The sequence below is a fragment of the Labedaea rhizosphaerae genome, assembly GCF_004362825.1.
Taxonomy (GTDB): domain Bacteria; phylum Actinomycetota; class Actinomycetes; order Mycobacteriales; family Pseudonocardiaceae; genus Labedaea; species Labedaea rhizosphaerae.
In genome coordinates, this window is record NZ_SNXZ01000002.1 from 977203 (window position 1) to 994322 (window position 17120).

Annotated in this window: 19 protein-coding genes; 10 read left to right on the forward strand and 9 right to left on the reverse strand. The window is 69.1% G+C overall.

Features of this window, described 5'->3' with window-relative positions; genetic code table 11:
• The first annotated feature begins 61 nt into the window (after positions 1–61).
• The gene (locus tag EV186_RS13725) at positions 62–826 is read left to right on the forward strand and encodes a phosphotransferase family protein (RefSeq protein ID WP_208115594.1); all 765 of its coding nucleotides are present in this window, start codon (positions 62–64) and stop codon (positions 824–826) included.
• On the opposite strand, the gene EV186_RS13730 is transcribed toward EV186_RS13725, so the two are convergent.
• Entirely contained in the window at positions 804–1628 is an 825-nt protein-coding gene (locus EV186_RS13730) for a sigma-70 family RNA polymerase sigma factor (protein WP_243754020.1), read from the reverse strand. The two genes, EV186_RS13725 and EV186_RS13730, sit on opposite strands and share 23 nt — an antisense overlap.
• Before the next feature lie 82 nt (positions 1629–1710).
• Here EV186_RS13730 and EV186_RS13735 point away from each other — a divergent pair, with 82 nt between their 5' ends.
• Positions 1711–2052, forward strand: coding sequence for a DoxX family protein (locus EV186_RS13735; RefSeq protein ID WP_133849606.1), 342 nt, complete (start codon positions 1711–1713; stop codon positions 2050–2052).
• A 4-nt stretch (positions 2053–2056) separates the two neighbouring features.
• Here the strand turns inward: EV186_RS13735 and EV186_RS13740 are convergent, their stop codons facing one another.
• Genes EV186_RS13740 through EV186_RS13750 form a run of 3 tightly spaced genes read right to left on the reverse strand, consistent with a single transcriptional unit; the run spans position 2057 to position 3803 of the window.
• On the reverse strand, positions 2057–2677 hold the full coding sequence (locus tag EV186_RS13740) for a GNAT family N-acetyltransferase (RefSeq protein ID WP_243754021.1): 621 nt from the start codon (positions 2675–2677) through the stop codon (positions 2057–2059).
• 30 nt (positions 2678–2707) lie between these two features.
• Positions 2708–3007 (reverse strand): DUF397 domain-containing protein, encoded by a 300-nt coding sequence (locus EV186_RS13745; RefSeq protein WP_341814712.1) that lies wholly within the window; start codon positions 3005–3007, stop codon positions 2708–2710.
• Complete coding sequence (locus EV186_RS13750; RefSeq protein WP_133849608.1) at positions 2913–3803, reverse strand: helix-turn-helix domain-containing protein; 891 nt, start codon at positions 3801–3803, stop codon at positions 2913–2915. Before EV186_RS13750 ends, EV186_RS13745 begins: the two co-directional genes overlap by 95 nt.
• A 111-nt stretch (positions 3804–3914) precedes the next feature.
• On the opposite strand from EV186_RS13750, the gene EV186_RS13755 reads away from it, so the two are divergent.
• Positions 3915–5060, forward strand: coding sequence for an acyl-CoA dehydrogenase family protein (locus tag EV186_RS13755; RefSeq protein ID WP_208115642.1), 1146 nt, complete (start codon positions 3915–3917; stop codon positions 5058–5060).
• Positions 5061–5159: 99 nt separating this feature from the next.
• The gene (locus EV186_RS13760; protein WP_208115595.1) at positions 5160–6461 is read left to right on the forward strand and encodes a family 43 glycosylhydrolase; all 1302 of its coding nucleotides are present in this window, start codon (positions 5160–5162) and stop codon (positions 6459–6461) included.
• Between the two features lie 60 nt (positions 6462–6521).
• On the opposite strand, the gene EV186_RS13765 is transcribed toward EV186_RS13760, so the two are convergent.
• From EV186_RS13765 to EV186_RS13775, 3 genes are all read right to left on the reverse strand, one after another.
• Positions 6522–7304, reverse strand: a complete 783-nt coding sequence (locus EV186_RS13765; RefSeq protein WP_243754087.1) for a carbohydrate ABC transporter permease — start codon at positions 7302–7304, stop codon at positions 6522–6524.
• 92 nt (positions 7305–7396) lie between these two features.
• On the reverse strand, positions 7397–8287 hold the full coding sequence (locus EV186_RS13770; protein ID WP_133849611.1) for a carbohydrate ABC transporter permease: 891 nt from the start codon (positions 8285–8287) through the stop codon (positions 7397–7399).
• Between the two features lie 4 nt (positions 8288–8291).
• Positions 8292–9548, reverse strand: a complete 1257-nt coding sequence (locus tag EV186_RS13775; protein WP_133849612.1) for an ABC transporter substrate-binding protein — start codon at positions 9546–9548, stop codon at positions 8292–8294.
• 95 nt (positions 9549–9643) lie between these two features.
• Here EV186_RS13775 and EV186_RS13780 point away from each other — a divergent pair, with 95 nt between their 5' ends.
• A complete protein-coding gene (locus EV186_RS13780; protein WP_133849613.1) occupies positions 9644–10543 on the forward strand; it encodes a DMT family transporter in 900 nt (299 codons plus the stop codon).
• Positions 10544–10546: 3 nt separating this feature from the next.
• Here EV186_RS13780 and ppdK read toward each other — a convergent pair whose 3' ends face one another.
• Positions 10547–13249 carry a pyruvate, phosphate dikinase gene (gene ppdK, locus EV186_RS13785; RefSeq protein WP_133849614.1) on the reverse strand — a complete coding sequence of 901 codons (2703 nt, stop codon included), beginning with the start codon at positions 13247–13249 and terminating at the stop codon, positions 10547–10549.
• 117 nt (positions 13250–13366) lie between these two features.
• On the opposite strand from ppdK, the gene EV186_RS38890 reads away from it, so the two are divergent.
• The 5 genes from EV186_RS38890 to EV186_RS39955 all read left to right on the forward strand — a co-directional run bounded on the left by EV186_RS38890 (position 13367) and on the right by EV186_RS39955 (position 16146).
• Positions 13367–13729, forward strand: a complete 363-nt coding sequence (locus EV186_RS38890) for an STAS domain-containing protein (RefSeq protein WP_166659164.1) — start codon at positions 13367–13369, stop codon at positions 13727–13729.
• Between the two features lie 79 nt (positions 13730–13808).
• Positions 13809–14201 carry a hypothetical protein gene (locus tag EV186_RS13795; protein WP_133849616.1) on the forward strand — a complete coding sequence of 131 codons (393 nt, stop codon included), beginning with the start codon at positions 13809–13811 and terminating at the stop codon, positions 14199–14201.
• A 70-nt stretch (positions 14202–14271) separates the two neighbouring features.
• Positions 14272–15351 carry an MFS transporter gene (locus EV186_RS13800; protein ID WP_243754022.1) on the forward strand — a complete coding sequence of 360 codons (1080 nt, stop codon included), beginning with the start codon at positions 14272–14274 and terminating at the stop codon, positions 15349–15351.
• A 10-nt stretch (positions 15352–15361) separates the two neighbouring features.
• Positions 15362–15883 carry a S41 family peptidase gene (locus EV186_RS13805; protein ID WP_243754023.1) on the forward strand — a complete coding sequence of 174 codons (522 nt, stop codon included), beginning with the start codon at positions 15362–15364 and terminating at the stop codon, positions 15881–15883.
• Positions 15880–16146: a S41 family peptidase gene (locus EV186_RS39955; RefSeq protein ID WP_243754024.1), complete on the forward strand. Its 267-nt coding sequence runs from the start codon at positions 15880–15882 to the stop codon at positions 16144–16146. The genes EV186_RS13805 and EV186_RS39955 overlap by 4 nt, the downstream gene beginning before the upstream one ends.
• On the opposite strand, the gene EV186_RS13810 is transcribed toward EV186_RS39955, so the two are convergent.
• Positions 16143–17114, reverse strand: coding sequence for a magnesium transporter CorA family protein (locus EV186_RS13810; protein WP_133849618.1), 972 nt, complete (start codon positions 17112–17114; stop codon positions 16143–16145). The two genes, EV186_RS39955 and EV186_RS13810, sit on opposite strands and share 4 nt — an antisense overlap.
• Positions 17115–17120 lie beyond the last annotated feature (6 nt).

Consider the following 17120-nt stretch of genomic DNA (forward strand, 5'->3'; position numbering starts at 1 on the left):
CATTCCACGCCCCGGGTAAACCGGATGACGCCGGCCATTCGTGCTCGCGACAATGGCCGGCATGGTCAGCATGGTTGACGTGCCGGAGATCGAAGTCGTCGTCGCCCACCAGCAGCGGGCGACGCTGCGCGTCGGCGACGTGTTCCTGAAGATCGACGTCGATCAGGCCAACATCGACGTCGAGGTCCAGGCGATGGCGATGGCGCCCGTTCCCACGCCGGAAGTGTTGTGGCGCAAGCCGCCCGTGCTCGCGCTCGCCGCCCTCCCGGGGAAGGCGCTCGGCCGCCTCGGCGAGCCGTCGACCACGTCTTCGGCGGCGTGGGCCGCGGCAGGTGCGGCCATCCGGAAGCTGCACGAAGCGCCGCTGCCGCCGTGGCCCGGCCGCAGCGTCGACGAGCTCACCGCCAGACTCGACGGCGAATGCGAGTGGCTGCTGACCCACGGCGTCCTGCCCGCCGATCTGGTCCTGCGCAACCGCGAGATCGCCGAGGCCGCGCTGCGGCCGTGGACCCCGGTGTTCATCCACGGCGACCTGCAGGTCTGCCACGTCTTCGTCGGCGAGGGCGACGAGGTCACCGGCGTGCTCGACTGGTCCGAAGCGGCCCCGGGTGATGCCCTGTTCGATCTCGCCATCTTGACCCACGGACACGAGGAGCGCCTCGACGACGTCCTGGCCGGATACGGCACGGGCGTCGACGTCGACGTGATCCGCGCGTGGTGGTCGATGCGCAGCCTGGTGGCGATCCGCTGGCTGTCCGAACACGGCTACGACCCGGCCACGCCAGGCTGTGAGGTCGACGTCCTCAAAGCCCGGATGCGGGACTGACCCAAGGCGTGATGTCGATCCGGGTGACCAGGCCGTCTCGGAGCCCGAACCGGACGAGGGCCCACGGGTGTCCGCCGGGCGCGATGACCGCGCTGGGCGCACCAGCGACGAGCAGCGGCACGGCCACGGAGATCCGGTCGGCGAAGGACCTCGTCTCATTCGCGACCGCGGTCGCGCCACGGACCTCGGCCGGCGTCCCGGTGGGCAGCAGGCGGACGTCGGCCGAGCGGACCGCGTCGGGCGCCATCAAGGTCACCAACCGCGCGATGTCCCCGCCCCGCGCGGCCGCCAGGAACGCGTCGATCACGGCGAAGTCCCCGCTGACATGTTCGGGCGGCTCCGCCTCGGCGAGGCTGCGCCGGGCCCGGCTGGCCAGCTTCTTCGCCGACGCCGGCGCGGTGTCGAGCACAGCCGCGACCTGGTCGAACGGCACCGCGAAGAGGTCGTGCAGCACATAGGCCACGCGCTGGCGGGGCGACAGTTCGCCGAGCAGCACGAGCAGCGCTCGGGAGACGTCCTCGCGGCGCAGGAACTCCTCGTCGGCGGTGAGCTGGTCGGCCGGGAGGTCGGCGGCGAGCAACGGCAGCTCGCCACGCCGCCGGCGAGATCGCAGCAGGTCGAGGCACAACCGCGTCGCCGTCGTGGTGAGCCAGCCGTCCGGGTTGGTCAGCTCCGCCGGATCGACCGATCGCAGCCGCAGCCACGTGGCCTGGACGACGTCCTCGGCGTCGTGGTGCGAGCCGCAGATCCGGTGCGCCAGCGACAGCAGCCGAGGTCGGGCCGCCTCGAAAAGATCTTCCACGGGGAGGGTCACCTTTCGTGCGTGCGTGGCGTCAGGAGGGGCGGGAACGACCGCCTGACGAGCACCACCCGAAGGGACACCCATGATCGTACTGCTCGCCGCGACCATCGGCTGCGTGCTGGCCAACGCGTTCGAAGTGGTCGCCAAACTCGCCCGGGCCCAGTTCATGTTGAAGAACGCCGCCGAAGTTGGCGTGCACGAACGGTGGATCCCCTACCTGGCTGTGCTGGAGGGCGCAGGCGTCGCCGGGCTGGTGGCCGGGCTGCTCGGCCTGCGGGGGTTGGGCCTGGCCGCCGCGATCGGCCTGGTGTTGTTCTTCGTTGGGGCCGTGGGCGCGCACGTCCGGGCGCGGGTGTTCCACAACATCGCGTTCCCGGCGGCGTTCCTGGCGCTGGCGGTGGCCGCGCTCGGGTACTTCGCCTAGAAGCCTAGAAATCGATGCGCATGACCACGCGGCGTTTGGTCGGGTGGCTGACCTCGACCAGGCCCGCGTCGGCCAAGGCGTTGACGCTGCCGACATGCAGCTCGCCCCAGGTGATCTCCTTGCCCGGCTCGGTGATCATCCCGTAGGCCTCGAGCGCCTTGGCGCCGCGTGAGCGGGCGAACTCGACGGCGCCCCTCGCGAGCTCGTACATGACGCCGCGGTGGCGGTACTCCTTGCGCGTGACGAAGCACGTCGCCGCCCAGACGGTGTCGTCTTCCTTGTCCTCGTCGCGGCCCTTCCAGTAGACCGGGCTGCGGCCGGCGACCAGGCGCAGGTAGGCCGTGCGGGGTTCGACCGCGCACCAGCCGACCGGCTCGCCGTCGAGGTAGGCGACGATGCCGCTGGTGGTCTCGGCGTCCGGGTCGCCGCAGTGGGTCTGGGCTTGCAGGCGTTCGACGCGGGCGTCGTGGCCCAGCTCGGCCCAGTGCCAGCCCTGGGTCTTGAAGGCCTGACACAGGCAGCGGGGCGCGTAGTCGGTCTTGCCGAAGACGGCGAGCAGGTCGTCCCAGCTCGCCTCGTTGGCGGGCACGATCGTGATCTTCCCCGGGTCAACCGTCTCCCTCACGCCGAGCACGGTAACCCGAGATCCGGACGATCAGCTTCCGGAAAGCGGCTGGTGGAGGAACGTGTGCCAGGAGGTGACCGGAAAGTGCAGCTCAGGCCCGGCGTTCTTCGAGTCCCGCACAGCGGTTTCGAGGTGGCGAAAAGCGACCTCTACACAGTCGCTGCCGCCACCGTTGCTGTAGCTGCTCTTCCGCCAAGCCACCTCAACGCAGTTGCCGCCGCCGCCTCCGCTGTAGCTACTTTTCCTCCAACTTGCCGTCGGCATGGGCGATGCTCCCTCGTTCGTACTTGTCCGCCAAGGCGGCAAAGGACGACCGAGATTCTTCCGCATCGACCGAGATGTCGGCGAGTCCAGCTAGCAAGCCACGGTATGGCTCTACAAAGCCAGGCTCCTCCAACCACAACGTGGTCGCGAACAGATCGAGGTGGACAAGGGGGCTGTGATCTTCGAACTCGAACAACCCGAAGGCCTCCCCCAACACCGACCGCTCGCCAGCCGAGTTGGGCACGATGTGAACATCGACATTCGGTGCTGCGCTGAGCAGGGTCAGCGTCACCATCTGCTCGTACATGACGGCAGGGCCGCCCACCTCGAGGTTGAGCGCATGTTCATGGACGTAGAAGACAAAGCTGCAGTCGCTCCGAGCAAGGACGTCTTGTCGCTCAAGGCGAACCTCGACCGAGGCGTCCACATCGGCGCCCTTTCGCCAAGTTTCCCGGCTGATCAGCGCCCGCGCGTAGCCCTCGCTCTGCAGTAGCCCTGGCACCAGCAGCGGCTCGTATTGAATCGACACGCTGGCTTTGGACTCGTGGTAGATCAGGGAGCTGAGGGTGTCTGGCACCCACTCACCATGCGGGCTCAGCCAGTGACCTCTGTCCTCCTTGGCGCGGCGGCACAAGTCGATCAGGGGCAGGGCGACCTCCTTGTCCACCCGCATGATGCCCAGGTACCAAGTCAACTCCGAGACCTCGATGTTGATCTGGCCCCACTCGATCCGCGAGACCCGGCTGGGATCCCAGCCCGTCTTTCGCGCCACCTGCCGTCCGGTCAGGCCCGCCGCTTGCCGAATCCGTCGCATGGCCGCGCCGAGCTCCCGGTAGCCGGCCGCGGCTTTCTCTCTGCCCATGGGCCAACGCTAGAACGTGATCGACCCGATGCGGAGGGTCACACGCCCAATCCCACCCCAAAGGATCACCCGTTGCCGGGTGGGCATGTCCTCCCCCACGCTGGGCCTGTGATCAGCGAAGAAGAGCAAGTCGTCGTCTCCGTGGTCCGCGACTTCGTCGAGCGCGACGTCCGCCCGAGCGCCCGGGAACTGGAGCATGGCAACACCTATCCGGCCGAGCTCATCGACCGGATGAAACAGCTCGGCATCTACGGTCTCGCCATCGCCGAGGAACACGGCGGCACGCGCGTTTCCGCCGAGTGCTTCGCGATGGTCACCGAAGAACTCGCCCGCGGCTGGATGAGCCTCGCGGGCGCGATGGGCGGCCACACGGTCGTCGCCACGCTGCTCGGGAAGTTCGGCACCGACGACCAGCGCGCCGCCTACCTCCCGCGCATGGCCACCGGCGAGATCCGCGCCACCATGGCCCTCACCGAGCCCGCCGGCGGTTCCGACCTCGCCCACCTGGCGACCAACGCCACCCGCGACGGCGACCACTGGGTGATCAACGGCGCCAAGACGTGGATCACCAACGCGAGGCGCGCCGGCGTCATCGCCCTGCTCTGCCGCACCGATCGCGATGCTCAGCCACCGCACAACGGCATCAGCGTGCTGCTCGTGGACGCCGAGACCCCTGGCCTCACCATCGGACGCGACCTGCCCAAGCTCGGCTACAAGGGCGTGGAGAGCTGCGAGGTCTTCCTCGACGACTGCCGCGTCCCGGCCACCGCCGTGCTCGGCGGCGAACCCGGGCACGGCTTCGCGCAGATGATGAGCGGGCTGGAGATCGGCCGCATCCAGGTCGCCGCGCGAGCCACCGGCGTGGCCAAGGCGGCCCTCGACGACGCGCTTGCCTATGCGCGGCAACGGGAAACGTTCGGCAAGCCGATCTGGCAGCACCAGTCGGTCGGGAACCTGCTCGCCGACATGGCCACCCAGTACAGCGCGGCCCGCCAGCTCCTGCTGCACGCCGCCCGCGTCCACGACTCCGGCGCGCGCTCGGACCTGGAGGCCGGCATGGCCAAGCTCTTCGCGTCCGAAGCGGCCATGAAGATCACCGTCGACGCGATCCGGGTGCACGGCGGGTACGGCTACTCGACCGAGTTCGACGTGGAGCGCTACTTCCGGGACGCGCCGCTGATGATCGTCGGCGAGGGCACCAACGAGATCCAGCGCGGGGTCATCGCCCGGCAGCTGATCGCCCGCGACGGCCTGTAGCGCTGGTACATCCGGGCAACTTCCAGGCACGGCTCTGGTCCGCGGGCACCCCCGCGCGGTAGTTGTTAGACAACGATTCCCAGAGCCTGGGGGTACACCGTGAAGATTTCACGTGCGTTGGGTGCGCTGGTCATCGTCGCGGCCGCGTTGCTGGTGGCGCCGGGCGCCGCGTCGGCCACCACGGTCGCGCCGAAACTGGTGATCGGCGAGGACTTCCCGGACCCCGAGGTCGACCAGTTCGGCAGCACGTTCTACGCGTACTCGACCAGCTCCGGGCACGGGCGCACGCCGTACGCCACGGCCTCCGCCCCCACTGGCCCGTGGACGATCCGCGGTGACGCCCTGCCGACCAAACCGTCGTGGGCGGGCAGCGGCGGGTTCTGGGCGCCGGACGTCTCCCAGCGCGCCGACGGCAAGTACCTCATGTACTTCACCGGCCCGAGCGTCGCGACCGGCCGGATGTGCATCGGCGCCGCGCTGTCTTCCTCGCCGACCGGGCCCTTCACGCCGACGTCCAGCCAGCCGTTGGTGTGCAACGCGGGTGAGGGCGGCGACATCGACCCGTCGAGCTTCGTCGACGGCTCCTCGCGCTACCTGCTGTACAAGAACGACGGCAACGCGATCGGGCAACCGGCGATCATCTGGCTGCAGCCCGTGGCCGCCGACGGCGTGACGTTCACCGGCGGCCGGGTGGAGCTGCTGCGCAACAACCAGGCCTCGGAGCAGGGCGTGATCGAGGCGCCGCGGCTGGTGAAGCGCCCGTCGCAGTACGTCCTGTTCTACTCGGCGGGCGTCTACACGACGGGCAACTACCAGACCAGCTACGCGGTCTCGGGTTCGCTGGCCGGCCCGTACACGCGGGCGTACCGGCCGCTGCTGACCACCGCGAGCCTGAACAACGCGGTCAACGGTCCCGGCGGGGAGGACATCTCGGGCAGCTACATCTTCTTCCACGGCCACCTGAGCACCGGCGGGCGCGGGATGTACGTGGCGTCGCTGGGGTGGGCCAACGACTACCCAGTCGTGCGTGGTTCGCGGGTCCGCTACGAGGGCGAACGCGGCACGCTGAATGACTGCGTCGTCCGCACCGGCGCGGCCAACGCTTCCCAGGGCGCCGTCGCCGCCAAGATCGACAACGCGGACAGCTGGGTCCAGCTCTCGGTGTTCGCGCCGGTGGCGGGCAGCTACACCGTCTACATCGGATACGCCGCCGGCTACGGCGATGCCCAGCACATCCTGACCGTCAACGGCGGCGCGGCCCAGGTCGTCAACTACCCCGACCACGGCTGGGACAACTGGACCCAGGTACCGGTGAACGTGACCCTGCAGGCGGGGTTCAACACCGTCCGCCTGCAACACCTCACCAAGTGGGCCGAGATCGACTACGTAGAGGTCGCCTGACCCAAGCCCTGAATGTCCCATTCGAGACGCTCAACGCCCCGGATGGGACATTCAGGGCAGTTAGCCTCGCAGGCCCGTTTCCGTCACACCGCGCACCAAGTACCGTTGCAGGACAACGAACACCAGCACGATCGGCAGGATCGACACCGCGGCCGCGGCGAACAGCAGGTTGATCTTCGGGTTCTGCGACGACAGCAACGTGGACAGGGCGACCTGGACGGTCCACGACGACTCGTCCTGCCCGATGATCAGCGGCCACAGGAACTGGTTCCAGCTGCCGATGAAGTCGATCACCGCGATGGCGGCGAAGAAGCCGCCGCAGTTGGGCACGACGACGCGCCAGAACACCCCCCAGCGGTTCAACCCGTCCAGCCGTCCGGCCTCCTCCAGTTCCACCGGGAAGTCCAGGAAGTATTGGCGGAACAGGAAGACGTTGAGGGCGCTGAACAATCCGGGCACGACCAGTCCACGCAGATCGGAGATCCAGCCCAGCGAAGACACCACCACGAAGCTGGGCACGAACGTCACCGCGGTCGGCACCATCAGGCTCGCGATCACCGCGTACAGCACCTTGTTCGCGTGCCGGTACGGGATGCGCGCGAGCCCGTACCCGGCCAGCGAGCACAGGAACACCTGCCCGACGGTCTGCAACACCGCCACCACAACGGAATTCCACAGGCTCCGCAGCAGCGGGACCTCGTCGCTGTCGAACACGTCGGCGAAGTTCGACCAGTGCAGGCTGCGTGGGAACAGCGACCAGTCGCGTGCGGACAGTTCGCCCTGGGTCGCCAACCCGTTGCGCACCAACAGGTAGAACGGCAGCAGGAACAACACGGCGCCGATCACCAACGCGATCCAGCGCAGCACGACCCCGATGCGTCCCGCCGTGGTCTGCCGGTACCCGACCGGAACGGGCACCCCGTAGTCGCGCCCCATCAGGCCCTCCCGAACCGGAACACGCGGCCCTGCAACAAGGTCACCGCCGCGATGATCACCGTCAGGATCATCGCACCCGCGCTGCCCCGCCCGAGGTCCTGCCCGCCCGACCCGAGCGAGGTGTAGTACAGGTACACCAACGGCGGCCGCGCGAACGGCGGGTACCCGCGCGAGTCGCCGAGGATGTTGTAGAACTCGTCGAACGCCTGGAAGGCGTTGATCAGGTTCAACGTCAGCACCGCGACCGTCGCGCCGCGCAGTTGCGGCCACGTGATGTACCGGAACGTCTGCCAGCCGGGGCTCGCGCCGTCCGTCCACGCCGCTTCGTACAAGTGGTCCGGGATCCGTTGCAGCGCGGCGATGAACAGGATCATGTAGAACCCGAGCTGCAGCCACAGCCGCGCGGTGACCAGCACCAGCCAGTACCACGGCGGGTCCACCGTGCCGGTCCACGCGATCGGGTCGCCGCCGAACACCGCGAGAACCTTGTTGGCCACGCCCGTTTCCACGCCGGAGAACAGCGACATCTTCCACACCAGCGAGGCCACCACGTAGGAACACGCGAACGGCAGGAAGAACACCGACCGGAAGAACGCACGCGCCACACCGATCTGGTTGACCGCCATGGCGAGCGCGAGCGACAGCACGAACGTCAGCGGCACGATGAACACCGCGAACGCCAGGAACGTGCCGAGGCTGCGCAGGAACGCGTCGTCGGTGAGCATGTCGGCGTAGTTCTTCAGGCCGAGGAACACCGTCGGCGTGACGGTGTTGCGTGCCTCGAACAGGCTCAGGTACGCGCTCCACCCGATCGGCACGAACGTGAAGAGCGCGAGCCCGATCAGGAACGGCCCGACGAAGAGCCAGAACGCCCGGGTGGTTCCCTTCACCCGGTCAGCCGCGGGCTCGGGCGAGCTCGGCCTTGGCGACCTCGAGTGCCTTCTGGGTCTCCTGGGTGGGATTGGCGCCTTCGCGGGCGATGCGGGCGACCGCGTCGGAGAGCGCCGTGTTGGACCGGGCGCTCCACCAAGCCGGGCTCGCGATCTTGCCACCGTCGGCGACGAACTTGACCACCTGCGCGCCGACCCCGCTCTGCAGCTTCGGCGCCTTGGCCGACAGGCTCGCCCGGGCCGGCAGGTGAGCGCCGAACGCGGTGGCGAACTCGACCTGGTCCTGCACCTGGTCCACCCACAGCCACTTGACGAACGCCTTGGCGGCGTCGACGTTGCCGCTGCGGGCGTTGACCATCGCGCTGTAGGCACCGACCGGGACCGAGGGCTTGCCGCTCGCGTCCATGGCCGGGAACGGCAGGACGCCGATGTCGTCGCCGAGCGCTTCCTGGATCTTGGGCAGGTTCCAGAGGCCCGTCCACTGCATTGCGACGCGCTTGCTGGTGAAGGCGCCGGGATCGGACCAGTCGGTCGGCGACCCGAGCAGCAGGCCGCCGCTCTTGTTGATGTCGCGCAACTTGCCGAACGCGGCCGCCGCGCGTGGGTCGTCGAAGCCCACCGCCGTGTTGTCGGCGTTGAGGTAGTCGAGCCCGGCCGACCAGAGCAACGGTCCCATGAGGACGGACACACCGCCGTCGTTGCCGGCGAAGAGACCCTTGACGCCGTCCTTGGTGAGCGCCTTGGTCGCTTCGACCAGTTCGTCCACTGTGGTCGGTGGGGTGATCTTGGCCGCCTGGAGCAAACTGGGGCGGTAGAAGAGAACCTGGGTGTCGATGGCCTGCGGGATACCGTAGAGGTGGCCGTCGACGGTCTGGGACTTCAGCAGTTCCGGGACGAAGTCGGCCTTGGCGTCGCCGAGGAGGTCGTCGAGCGGGACGACCTGCTTCTGGCGGACCCAGTCGAGCTTGACCTGGGCTTCGAAGACGTCGGGGATGGCGCTGCTCTGCAGGGCGGTGAGGATCTTGGAGTCGTAGTCGCCGGGGTTCCACTGAACCTCGACATGGCCTCCTCGGTAGGCGGCGGCGTAGCGCTTGACCGCGGCCTGGACGCCGTCTTCGCCGTAGGCGTGGTACCACTGGTGGAGCGTGGTGTCGCCGCTGCCGCCGCGCCCGGTGTTGGAGCCGCAGGCCGCCAGCGCGGAGCCCGCGGTCAACATGCCTGCCAGGGTCAGGAACGAGCGACGGCTGTGCTGTGCGGCCATCTGGCTCCGCCTTCCGGTTGGATCATGTGGAGGGCGGGAATTATCTAACCCCGGTGCGGCGCTGTCGAGTCGTCCCAACTGACAGACTGGCGGTTGTGCGCACGCGGGGTCTGCTGCTCGTCTGCCTCGCCGGCGTGGTCTGGGGCACGATCGGGCCTGCCGTCCAGGTCGTGCACGACCGGTCGGGACTGTCCCCTTTCACCATCGGCGCGTACCGCGCGGCGGCGGCTGTCCTCGTGCTCGTCGTGGCCGCCGTCGGCGTCGGTCGACTGCGTGAGTGCCTCGACGAGGGCTTGCGCCACTGGCGTCGCATCACCGCCGCCGGTCTCTTCACCGCGGGGTTCCAGCTGCTGTTCTTCGTGGCCGTGCTCTGGGCCGGGGTCAGCGTGGGGACGATGGTGTGCCTGGGTTTCGCGCCGGTGCTGCTGCTGGTCCTCGGCAGCGTCCAGCGGCGGCGGCCGCCGTCGGCGAGCCAGGTCAGCACCGTCGTGCTCGCGGTGACCGGCCTGCTGCTGGTGAGCCTCGCGGGCGGCGCGCACATCGAGGCCCCGCACCCGGCGCTCGGCCTGCTCGCCGCCGTCGGGTCGGGGACGTGTTACGCGTTGTCGACGGAGACGTCTGCCCCGTTGTCGCGCCGACTCGACACGCTGACCATGACCACCACGACCACGTTGGTGGTCGGGGCGGCCCTGATCCCGGCTGGGCTGATCGTGGGGCACGCGCACCTGGTGACCGCGGACGTCACGTCGTGGTTGCTGATCGGGTACCTGGGCGCGGTGACGCTGGCGTTGGGCTACGCGTTGCTGTTCACCGGCCTGCGCACCACGCCGAGCGGTGCGGCCGTGGTGGCCACCCTGCTCGAACCGGTCACCGCCGTGCTGATCGCGGTGGTGTTCCTGGGTGAACGGCTGACCGTCGCCGGGGTTGTGGGCGCCCTGATGATCGGGGTGGCGATCGGGAGCCTGGGGCGCAAGCAAGAACCTGCGCCCCAGTAACCCTCAGTCGAGCATGGACCGCCCGGCCTCCAACCGCGCCACCGGGATCCGGAACGGCGAACACGACACGTAGTCCAGCCCGATCTTCTCGAAGAAGTGCACCGAGTCCGGGTCACCGCCGTGCTCACCGCAGATGCCGAGCTTCAGGCCATCCCGTCGCGCCCGGCCCTTCTCGGCACCGATGCGCACCAACTCCCCCACCCCGGGGGCGTCGATGGTCTCGAACGGGCTGATCCCGAAGATCCCCTTCTCCAGGTACGCCGAGAAGAATGCCGCTTCCACGTCGTCACGCGAGAAACCCCACGTCGTCTGCGTCAAGTCGTTGGTACCGAAGGAGAAGAACTCGGCCGACTCGGCGATCTGGTCCGCGGTCAGGGCGGCACGGGGCAGCTCGATCATCGTGCCCACAAGGAACTCCAGGTGCGTGCCCGTCTCGGCCCGGACTTCGGCCGCCACGTCCGCGATGTCGTGCTTGACCGTCTCGAACTCCTGCACGTTCGCGACCAGCGGCACCATGATCTCCACGCGCGGGACGCCACCGGCCTTGATGCGCTGCGCCGCCGCCTCCAGGATGGCGCGGGACTGCATCTGGAACAGCCCGGGGATCACCACGCCCAGGCGCACACCGCGCAAGCCCAGCATCGGGTTCTGCTCGTGCAGCTTGTGGACGGCCTGCAGCATGCGAAGGTCGTTCTCGCGCTTCTCGCCGCGTGCTTCGGCCACGGCCACGCGCACCGACAGGTCCGTGATGTTGGGCAGGAATTCGTGCAGCGGCGGGTCCAGCAACCGGATGGTCACCGGCAGCCCGTCCATCGCCTCGAAGATGCCGATGAAGTCCTCGCGCTGCAGCGGCAGCAACTCCGCGAGCATCTTCTCGCTCTCGGCATCGGTGTCGGCGAGGATCAGGCGCTCGACCAGTTCGCGGCGCTCGCCGAGGAACATGTGCTCGGTGCGGCACAGGCCGATGCCCTGGGCGCCGTAGCGACGGGCGCGGGCCGCGTCCTCCGCGGTGTCCACGTTGGCGCGCACCGCCATCCGCCGGGCGCCGTCGGCGTGGCGCATGATCCGGTCGACGGCGACGACCAGGTCGTCGTCCTCGGACAAGGTGCCGTCCTCGAAGTAGCGGGCGACCGGCGAGTCGACCACCGGGACCTCGCCGAGGAAGACATCGCCGGAGGTGCCGTCGATGGAGATGACGTCGCCCTCGTGGATCTCGATGGTCTCCTCGTGGCCGTGCGGACCCTGCCGGACACGCAGCACGCGCTGCTTGGTGTTGACGTCGAGCGCTTCGGCGCCGCACACGCAGGTCTTGCCCATGCCGCGGGCGACGACGGCCGCGTGGCTGGTCTTGCCGCCGCGCGAGGTCAGGATGCCCTTCGCCGCGATCATGCCGTTGAGGTCGTCCGGGTTGGTCTCGCGGCGCACGAGGATCACGTCCTCGCCCGAACGCGACCACTTGACCGCCGTGTAGGAGTCGAAGACGACCTTGCCGACCGCCGCGCCCGGCGAGGCGTTCATGCCCTTGGCGATCTTCTTGCGCTTGGCCTTGGCGTCGAACTGGGGGAACATCAGCTGGGCCAGCTGCGCGCCGGTCACCCTGGACAGGGCCTCGTCCATGTCGATCAGGCCCTGGTCGACCAGCTGCAGGGCGATCCGGAACGCCGCCCCCGCGGTTCTCTTGCCGACGCGGGTCTGCAGCATCCAGAGCTTGCCGCGCTCGATGGTGAACTCGATGTCGCAGAGGTCGAGGTAGTGCTCCTCGAGGGTCTGCATGATCCCCAGCAGCTCGTCGTAGGACTTCTTGTCGAGCTTCTCGAGGTCGGCCAGCGGCACCGTGTTGCGGATGCCGGCCACCACGTCCTCGCCCTGCGCGTTCTGCAGGTAGTCGCCGTAGATGCCCTGCGCGCCGGACGCGGGGTCGCGGGTGAACGCCACGCCGGTCCCGGAGTCCATGCCGAGGTTGCCGAAGACCATCGCGACGATGTTGACCGCGGTGCCGAGGTCCGACGGGATGCGTTCCTGCCTGCGGTAGAGCACCGCGCGCTCGGTGTTCCACGAGTCGAACACCGCGTGCACGGCCATGTCCATCTGCTCGCGCGGCTCCTGCGGGAAGTCGCGGTCGGCGTGGTCGCGCACCACCTGCTTGAACGTTTCGACCAGCGCGCGCAGGTGCTCCTCGGTCAGGTCGACGTCGTTCTCGACGCCGGCCGCCGACTTCGCCGCGTCGATCGCGTCCTCGAAGTGGTCGCCGTCGATGCCCAGCACCGTCTTGCCGAACATCTGGATCAGGCGCCGGTAGGAGTCCCAGGCGAACCGCCCGCTGCCCGCCTGCTCGGCCAGGCCGTGCACGGATTCGTCGTTGAGGCCGACGTTGAGGACCGTCTCCATCATCCCGGGCATGGAGAACTTGGCGCCCGAGCGCACCGAAACGAGCAGCGGGTCGTCGGACTGGCCGAGCCGCTTGCCCATGGTCTGCTCGAGCGCGCTCAGGTGCTCGGAGACCTGTTCGGCCAGCTCATCGGGCTGCCGGCCGTCCCGCAGGTAGGCCCGGCAGGCCTCGGTGGTGATGGTGAAGCCGGGCGGCACCGGCAAGCCCAGGTTGGTCATCTCGGCCAGGTTCGCGCCCTTGCCGCCGAGCAGGTCCTTCATGTCCTTGTTGCCGTCGGCGAAGTCGTAGACATATTTGGTGCTCGTGGGTTCGGACATCCCGCCACCTCCGCGAATGTTCATCAACCAAACGATGCTCGCAGCGTGGAGGCGGTCTCGCATAGTGACCAAAGGGCGGTAGGATCTTTCTCTCAGGCGTATCCGAGAGGCAGACGTGTGACCACACCGGTGTTGCTGGCCCATCGCTCCAACCGTGGCGGCGCCGTTGTCATCACCGCCGAAGGCGAAGCGGATACGGTGACCGCGCCCGTTCTGCGTCGTGAGCTCACGGCGGCCCTGGAGGAGATCGGCGAGGCCGGCACGGTGCTGGTGCTCGACGCGACCGGGGTGACCTTCATCGACAGCACGGGCCTGGCCGAGCTGATCCGCGCCAACCAGCAGTGCGAGACCAAGCAGATCCCGTTGCGCCTGGTCACGTCGCCGGAGCTGTACCGCATCCTCGAGCTGACCGGCTTGATCGAGATCTTCGCCATCGCCGATTCGGTCGACGCCGCGGTGGAGCCGGACGGGATGTCCTGAGCTCCGCTGCCCGGTCGTGAGATGCTGACGCCAGCGTGTCTTCCCCCTCGTGTGTGCCGCTGTGCGAAAGGCGATGAGAGTGACCACCTGGACCGATGTGATCAACTACGTCAGGGTTCGGTACGAGGTCATGGAGGACACCGACGGCTGGGTGCGGTTCCGCCTCGACACCAGGGACGACCGCAACCAGCAGGTCACCATGCACCACGTGACCGGCGACGACCACGTGGACTGGGTGGAGCTCTCCTCGCCGGTGGGCTGGGCCGACAAGATCGACCTGCGGAAGTTCCTGGAGCTCTCGGGTTCGTCGATCATCGGCGGCGCGGCCGTCGTCGACGGCGTCGCGCTGCTCAAGCACACGGTGCCGCTCTCGGACATGAGCATCCAGGAAGAGTTCGTCGCCCCGCTCGAAGCGCTGGTCCACCGGGCCGACGCCATGGAGCACGAGCTGACGAGCTCCGACCAGTTCTGAGCGACCCCTTCTGAGCAGCCCCGTTCTCGACGTTCGCACCGCGCGGCGCGCGATCGCCGCGGTCTTCTGCGTGCACGGCGCGGTCACCGGGTCGTTCGCCACCCGGGTGCCGTGGCTGCAGGACCACGCGGGTGTCAGCGCCGGTCAGCTCGGCCTCGCACTGGCCTGCCCCGCGATCGGTGCCGCGCTCGCGATGCCGGTGACCAGCGGGCTCACCCACCGCTTCGGCACGCGGGCGACGCTGCGGGTGCTGCTCGCGATGTGGACGTTGTCGCTGGTGCTGCCGTCGCTGGCCACCGGGTTGCTCACGTTGTGCCTGGCCCTGCTGGTCTACGGCGCGTCGTCCGGGCTTTCCGACGTGGCCATGAACGCGCTGGGCGTCGAAGTGGAGAAGCGTGCCGGGAAGTCGATCATGTCCGGGCTGCACGGCATGTGGAGCGTGGGCACGCTGATCGGCTCGTCGGCGGGCGCGCTCGCCGCGCACCTCGGGCTGAATGCCCAGGTCCACCACGCCATCGCGGCGTTCGCGCTGACGGTCGCGGGCCTCATCGCGGTCCGGTTCGTGCTGGACCTGCACCCGGAGGAAGACGACGTGGCACCGCCGCCCTTCGCCCTGCCACCGCGATCGGCGATCCTGATCGGTGCGGTCGGGTTCTGCGCCGTGTTCGCCGAGGGCGCGAGCCTGGACTGGTCGGCGGTCTACCTGCGTGACGTGCTGAGCGCGTCGGCCGGGATGGCCGCGGCGGCGACCGCCGGCTTCACCGTGACGATGGCCGTGGCCCGGATCTGCGGGGACGCGGTGGTGAACCGGCTCGGTGCCGTGCCCACGGTGCGAGTCAGCGGCGTGACGGCCGCGGTCGGCGGGGTCCTGGTCGTGATCGCGGGACAGCCGTGGGTGGCAATGGCGGGCTTCGCGTTGCTCGGCGTCGGCGTGGCGGTGGTCGTGCCGCTGGCCTTCGCCGCGGCCGGGCACCGCGGGCCGAACCCGGGTCAGGCCATCGCCGGCGTCGCCGCGATCACCTACACGGCGGGACTGGTGGCGCCGTCCGCGGTGGGCGCGATCGCCCAGGGCAGCAGCCTGTCGGTGTCGTTCATCCTGGTCACCGCCTTGACCGTCGGAATCGGGGTGTTCGCGCGCGTGCTTCGTTAGGTTGAGCCCCATGGACTGGGGCGAACAGATCGAGGCAGTGCGGACGTTGGTCGGGGAGCGGTACGTGTTCCCGGCCCAAGGCGCGAAGATCGCGGACGTGCTGGCGCAGCGGCTGGCCGAGGGCGCCTACGCGGACCTCGCCGACGAGGCGTCGTTCGCGGCCGTGGTGACCGCGGACCTGCAATCCCTCAACGGCGACAAGCACTTGCGGCTGCGGTACCGGGCGGCGGAGATCCCCGACCGCGAGGAGTTCTTCGACGAGGCGGAGTACCGGGCCGAGGCCGAGCTCGACGGTTTCGGGATTGCCGCCGTGCGCCGCCTGGCGGGCAACATCGGGCTGCTCGACCTGCGCGCCATGCACATGGCCGCCATCGCCGGACCGGCGATCGTCGCCGCGATGAACCTCGTCGCGAGCACCGACGTGCTGATCATCGACCTGCGCCGCAACGGCGGCGGCGACCCCGCGACGGAGGTGAGGAGCTGGCGAACAACCTGCGTGAGCTGGAGCGCGCGACGCTGGTCGGCGAGGTGACCGGCGGCGGCGCGAACCCCTGCGACTCGCACCGCGTGAGCGCACACCTCGAAGCGACCATCCCGATCGGGCGCGCGATCAACCCGATCTCGGGCACCAATTGGGAGGGCACCGGCGTGCAACCACATATCGAGGTGCCTGCTTCCGAAGCGTTCGACGCCGCCTACCGGCCGGCGCTGCGGCACGTGCTCGACCTGGGTGAGGACGGGCCGCGGCGGAAGATCGCCGAGCAGGCGCGGAGCGCGTTGGCGGAGCTCGGCTAGAGCCAGTCGCGCTTGCGGAAGACGAAGTAGAGCCCGACCGCCAGCACCACGATCACGGCCGTCGACGTCCAGAACCCCGACGCCGCTTGGAAACCCGGGTATGGGACGTTCTGGCCGTAGAAGCCGGTGACGGCCGTCGGGATCGCGATGATCGCGGCCCAGCTCGTGACCTTCTTCATGATCATGTTCATCCGGTTGCCCTGCAGGCTCAGCTGCGTCTCCCGGACGGTGTTGATGAGCTCGCGCAGGCTGTCGGTCCACTCGGCCGCGCGCAGCGCGTGGTCGTGGACGTCCTGGAAGTAGGGCATCATCACGTCGTCGACGATGCGCAGGTCGTGGCGCATGGCCGCGCTGATGACCTCGTTCATCGGCAGCACGGCACGGCGCAGCGCCGTCAGGCTCTTGCGCAGCCGCAGCGAGCGGCGCTGCATCGCGCCGTACTGGGTGCTCTCCTCGAACACGTCGTCCTCGAGACGCTCGATCTGGTCGTCCAGCGCCTGCACCGCTTCGAAGTGCCCGTCGACGATGTAGTCGAGCAGGCCGTGCAGCAGGTACGCGACCCCGCTCTTGGCCAGGTCGGCCGCGCCGTCCCAGCGGGCCACCACCTCGTCGATCGGGAAGCCCTCGTCCTTGCGCACGGTGACCAGGGCGTTGGGCGTGACGAACGCGTCCACCTCGGCCTTGCTCACCTCGCCGTCCTCGGCGTGGAAGTTCACGCAGTAGGCGGTGAGGAACGAATGCGACTCGTAGCGGTCGAGCTTGGGCCGCTGGTGCTCTTCGAGCGCGTCCTCGACGGCGAGGGCGTGCAGGCCGAGTTCGTCGGCGATCTCCGCGAGGTCGGCCGCGGTCGGGCGGCAGAAGTCGACCCACACCACGACGCCGGGATCACCGAGCCAGTCGGAGACGTCCTTGACCGGGAAGCCTTCGGCCTCGACCGTGCCGTTGCGATATGCCCGCGTTCGTGCCATCCGATC

Excerpts from the sequence above, each read along its gene's own strand:
- EV186_RS13725 (WP_208115594.1), top strand. The coding sequence starts at position 62 with ATGGTCAGCATGGTTGACGTGCCGGAGATCGAAGTCGTCGTCGCCCAC.
- EV186_RS13735 (WP_133849606.1), top strand. The coding sequence starts at position 1,711 with ATGATCGTACTGCTCGCCGCGACCATCGGCTGCGTGCTGGCCAACGCG.
- EV186_RS13745 (WP_341814712.1), bottom strand. The coding sequence starts at position 3,007 with ATGCGGAAGAATCTCGGTCGTCCTTTGCCGCCTTGGCGGACAAGTACG.
- EV186_RS13750 (WP_133849608.1), bottom strand. The coding sequence starts at position 3,803 with ATGGGCAGAGAGAAAGCCGCGGCCGGCTACCGGGAGCTCGGCGCGGCC.
- EV186_RS13775 (WP_133849612.1), bottom strand. The coding sequence starts at position 9,548 with ATGGCCGCACAGCACAGCCGTCGCTCGTTCCTGACCCTGGCAGGCATG.
- ppdK (WP_133849614.1), bottom strand. The coding sequence starts at position 13,249 with ATGTCCGAACCCACGAGCACCAAATATGTCTACGACTTCGCCGACGGC.
- EV186_RS13805 (WP_243754023.1), top strand. The coding sequence starts at position 15,362 with ATGGACTGGGGCGAACAGATCGAGGCAGTGCGGACGTTGGTCGGGGAG.
- EV186_RS13810 (WP_133849618.1), bottom strand. The coding sequence starts at position 17,114 with ATGGCACGAACGCGGGCATATCGCAACGGCACGGTCGAGGCCGAAGGC.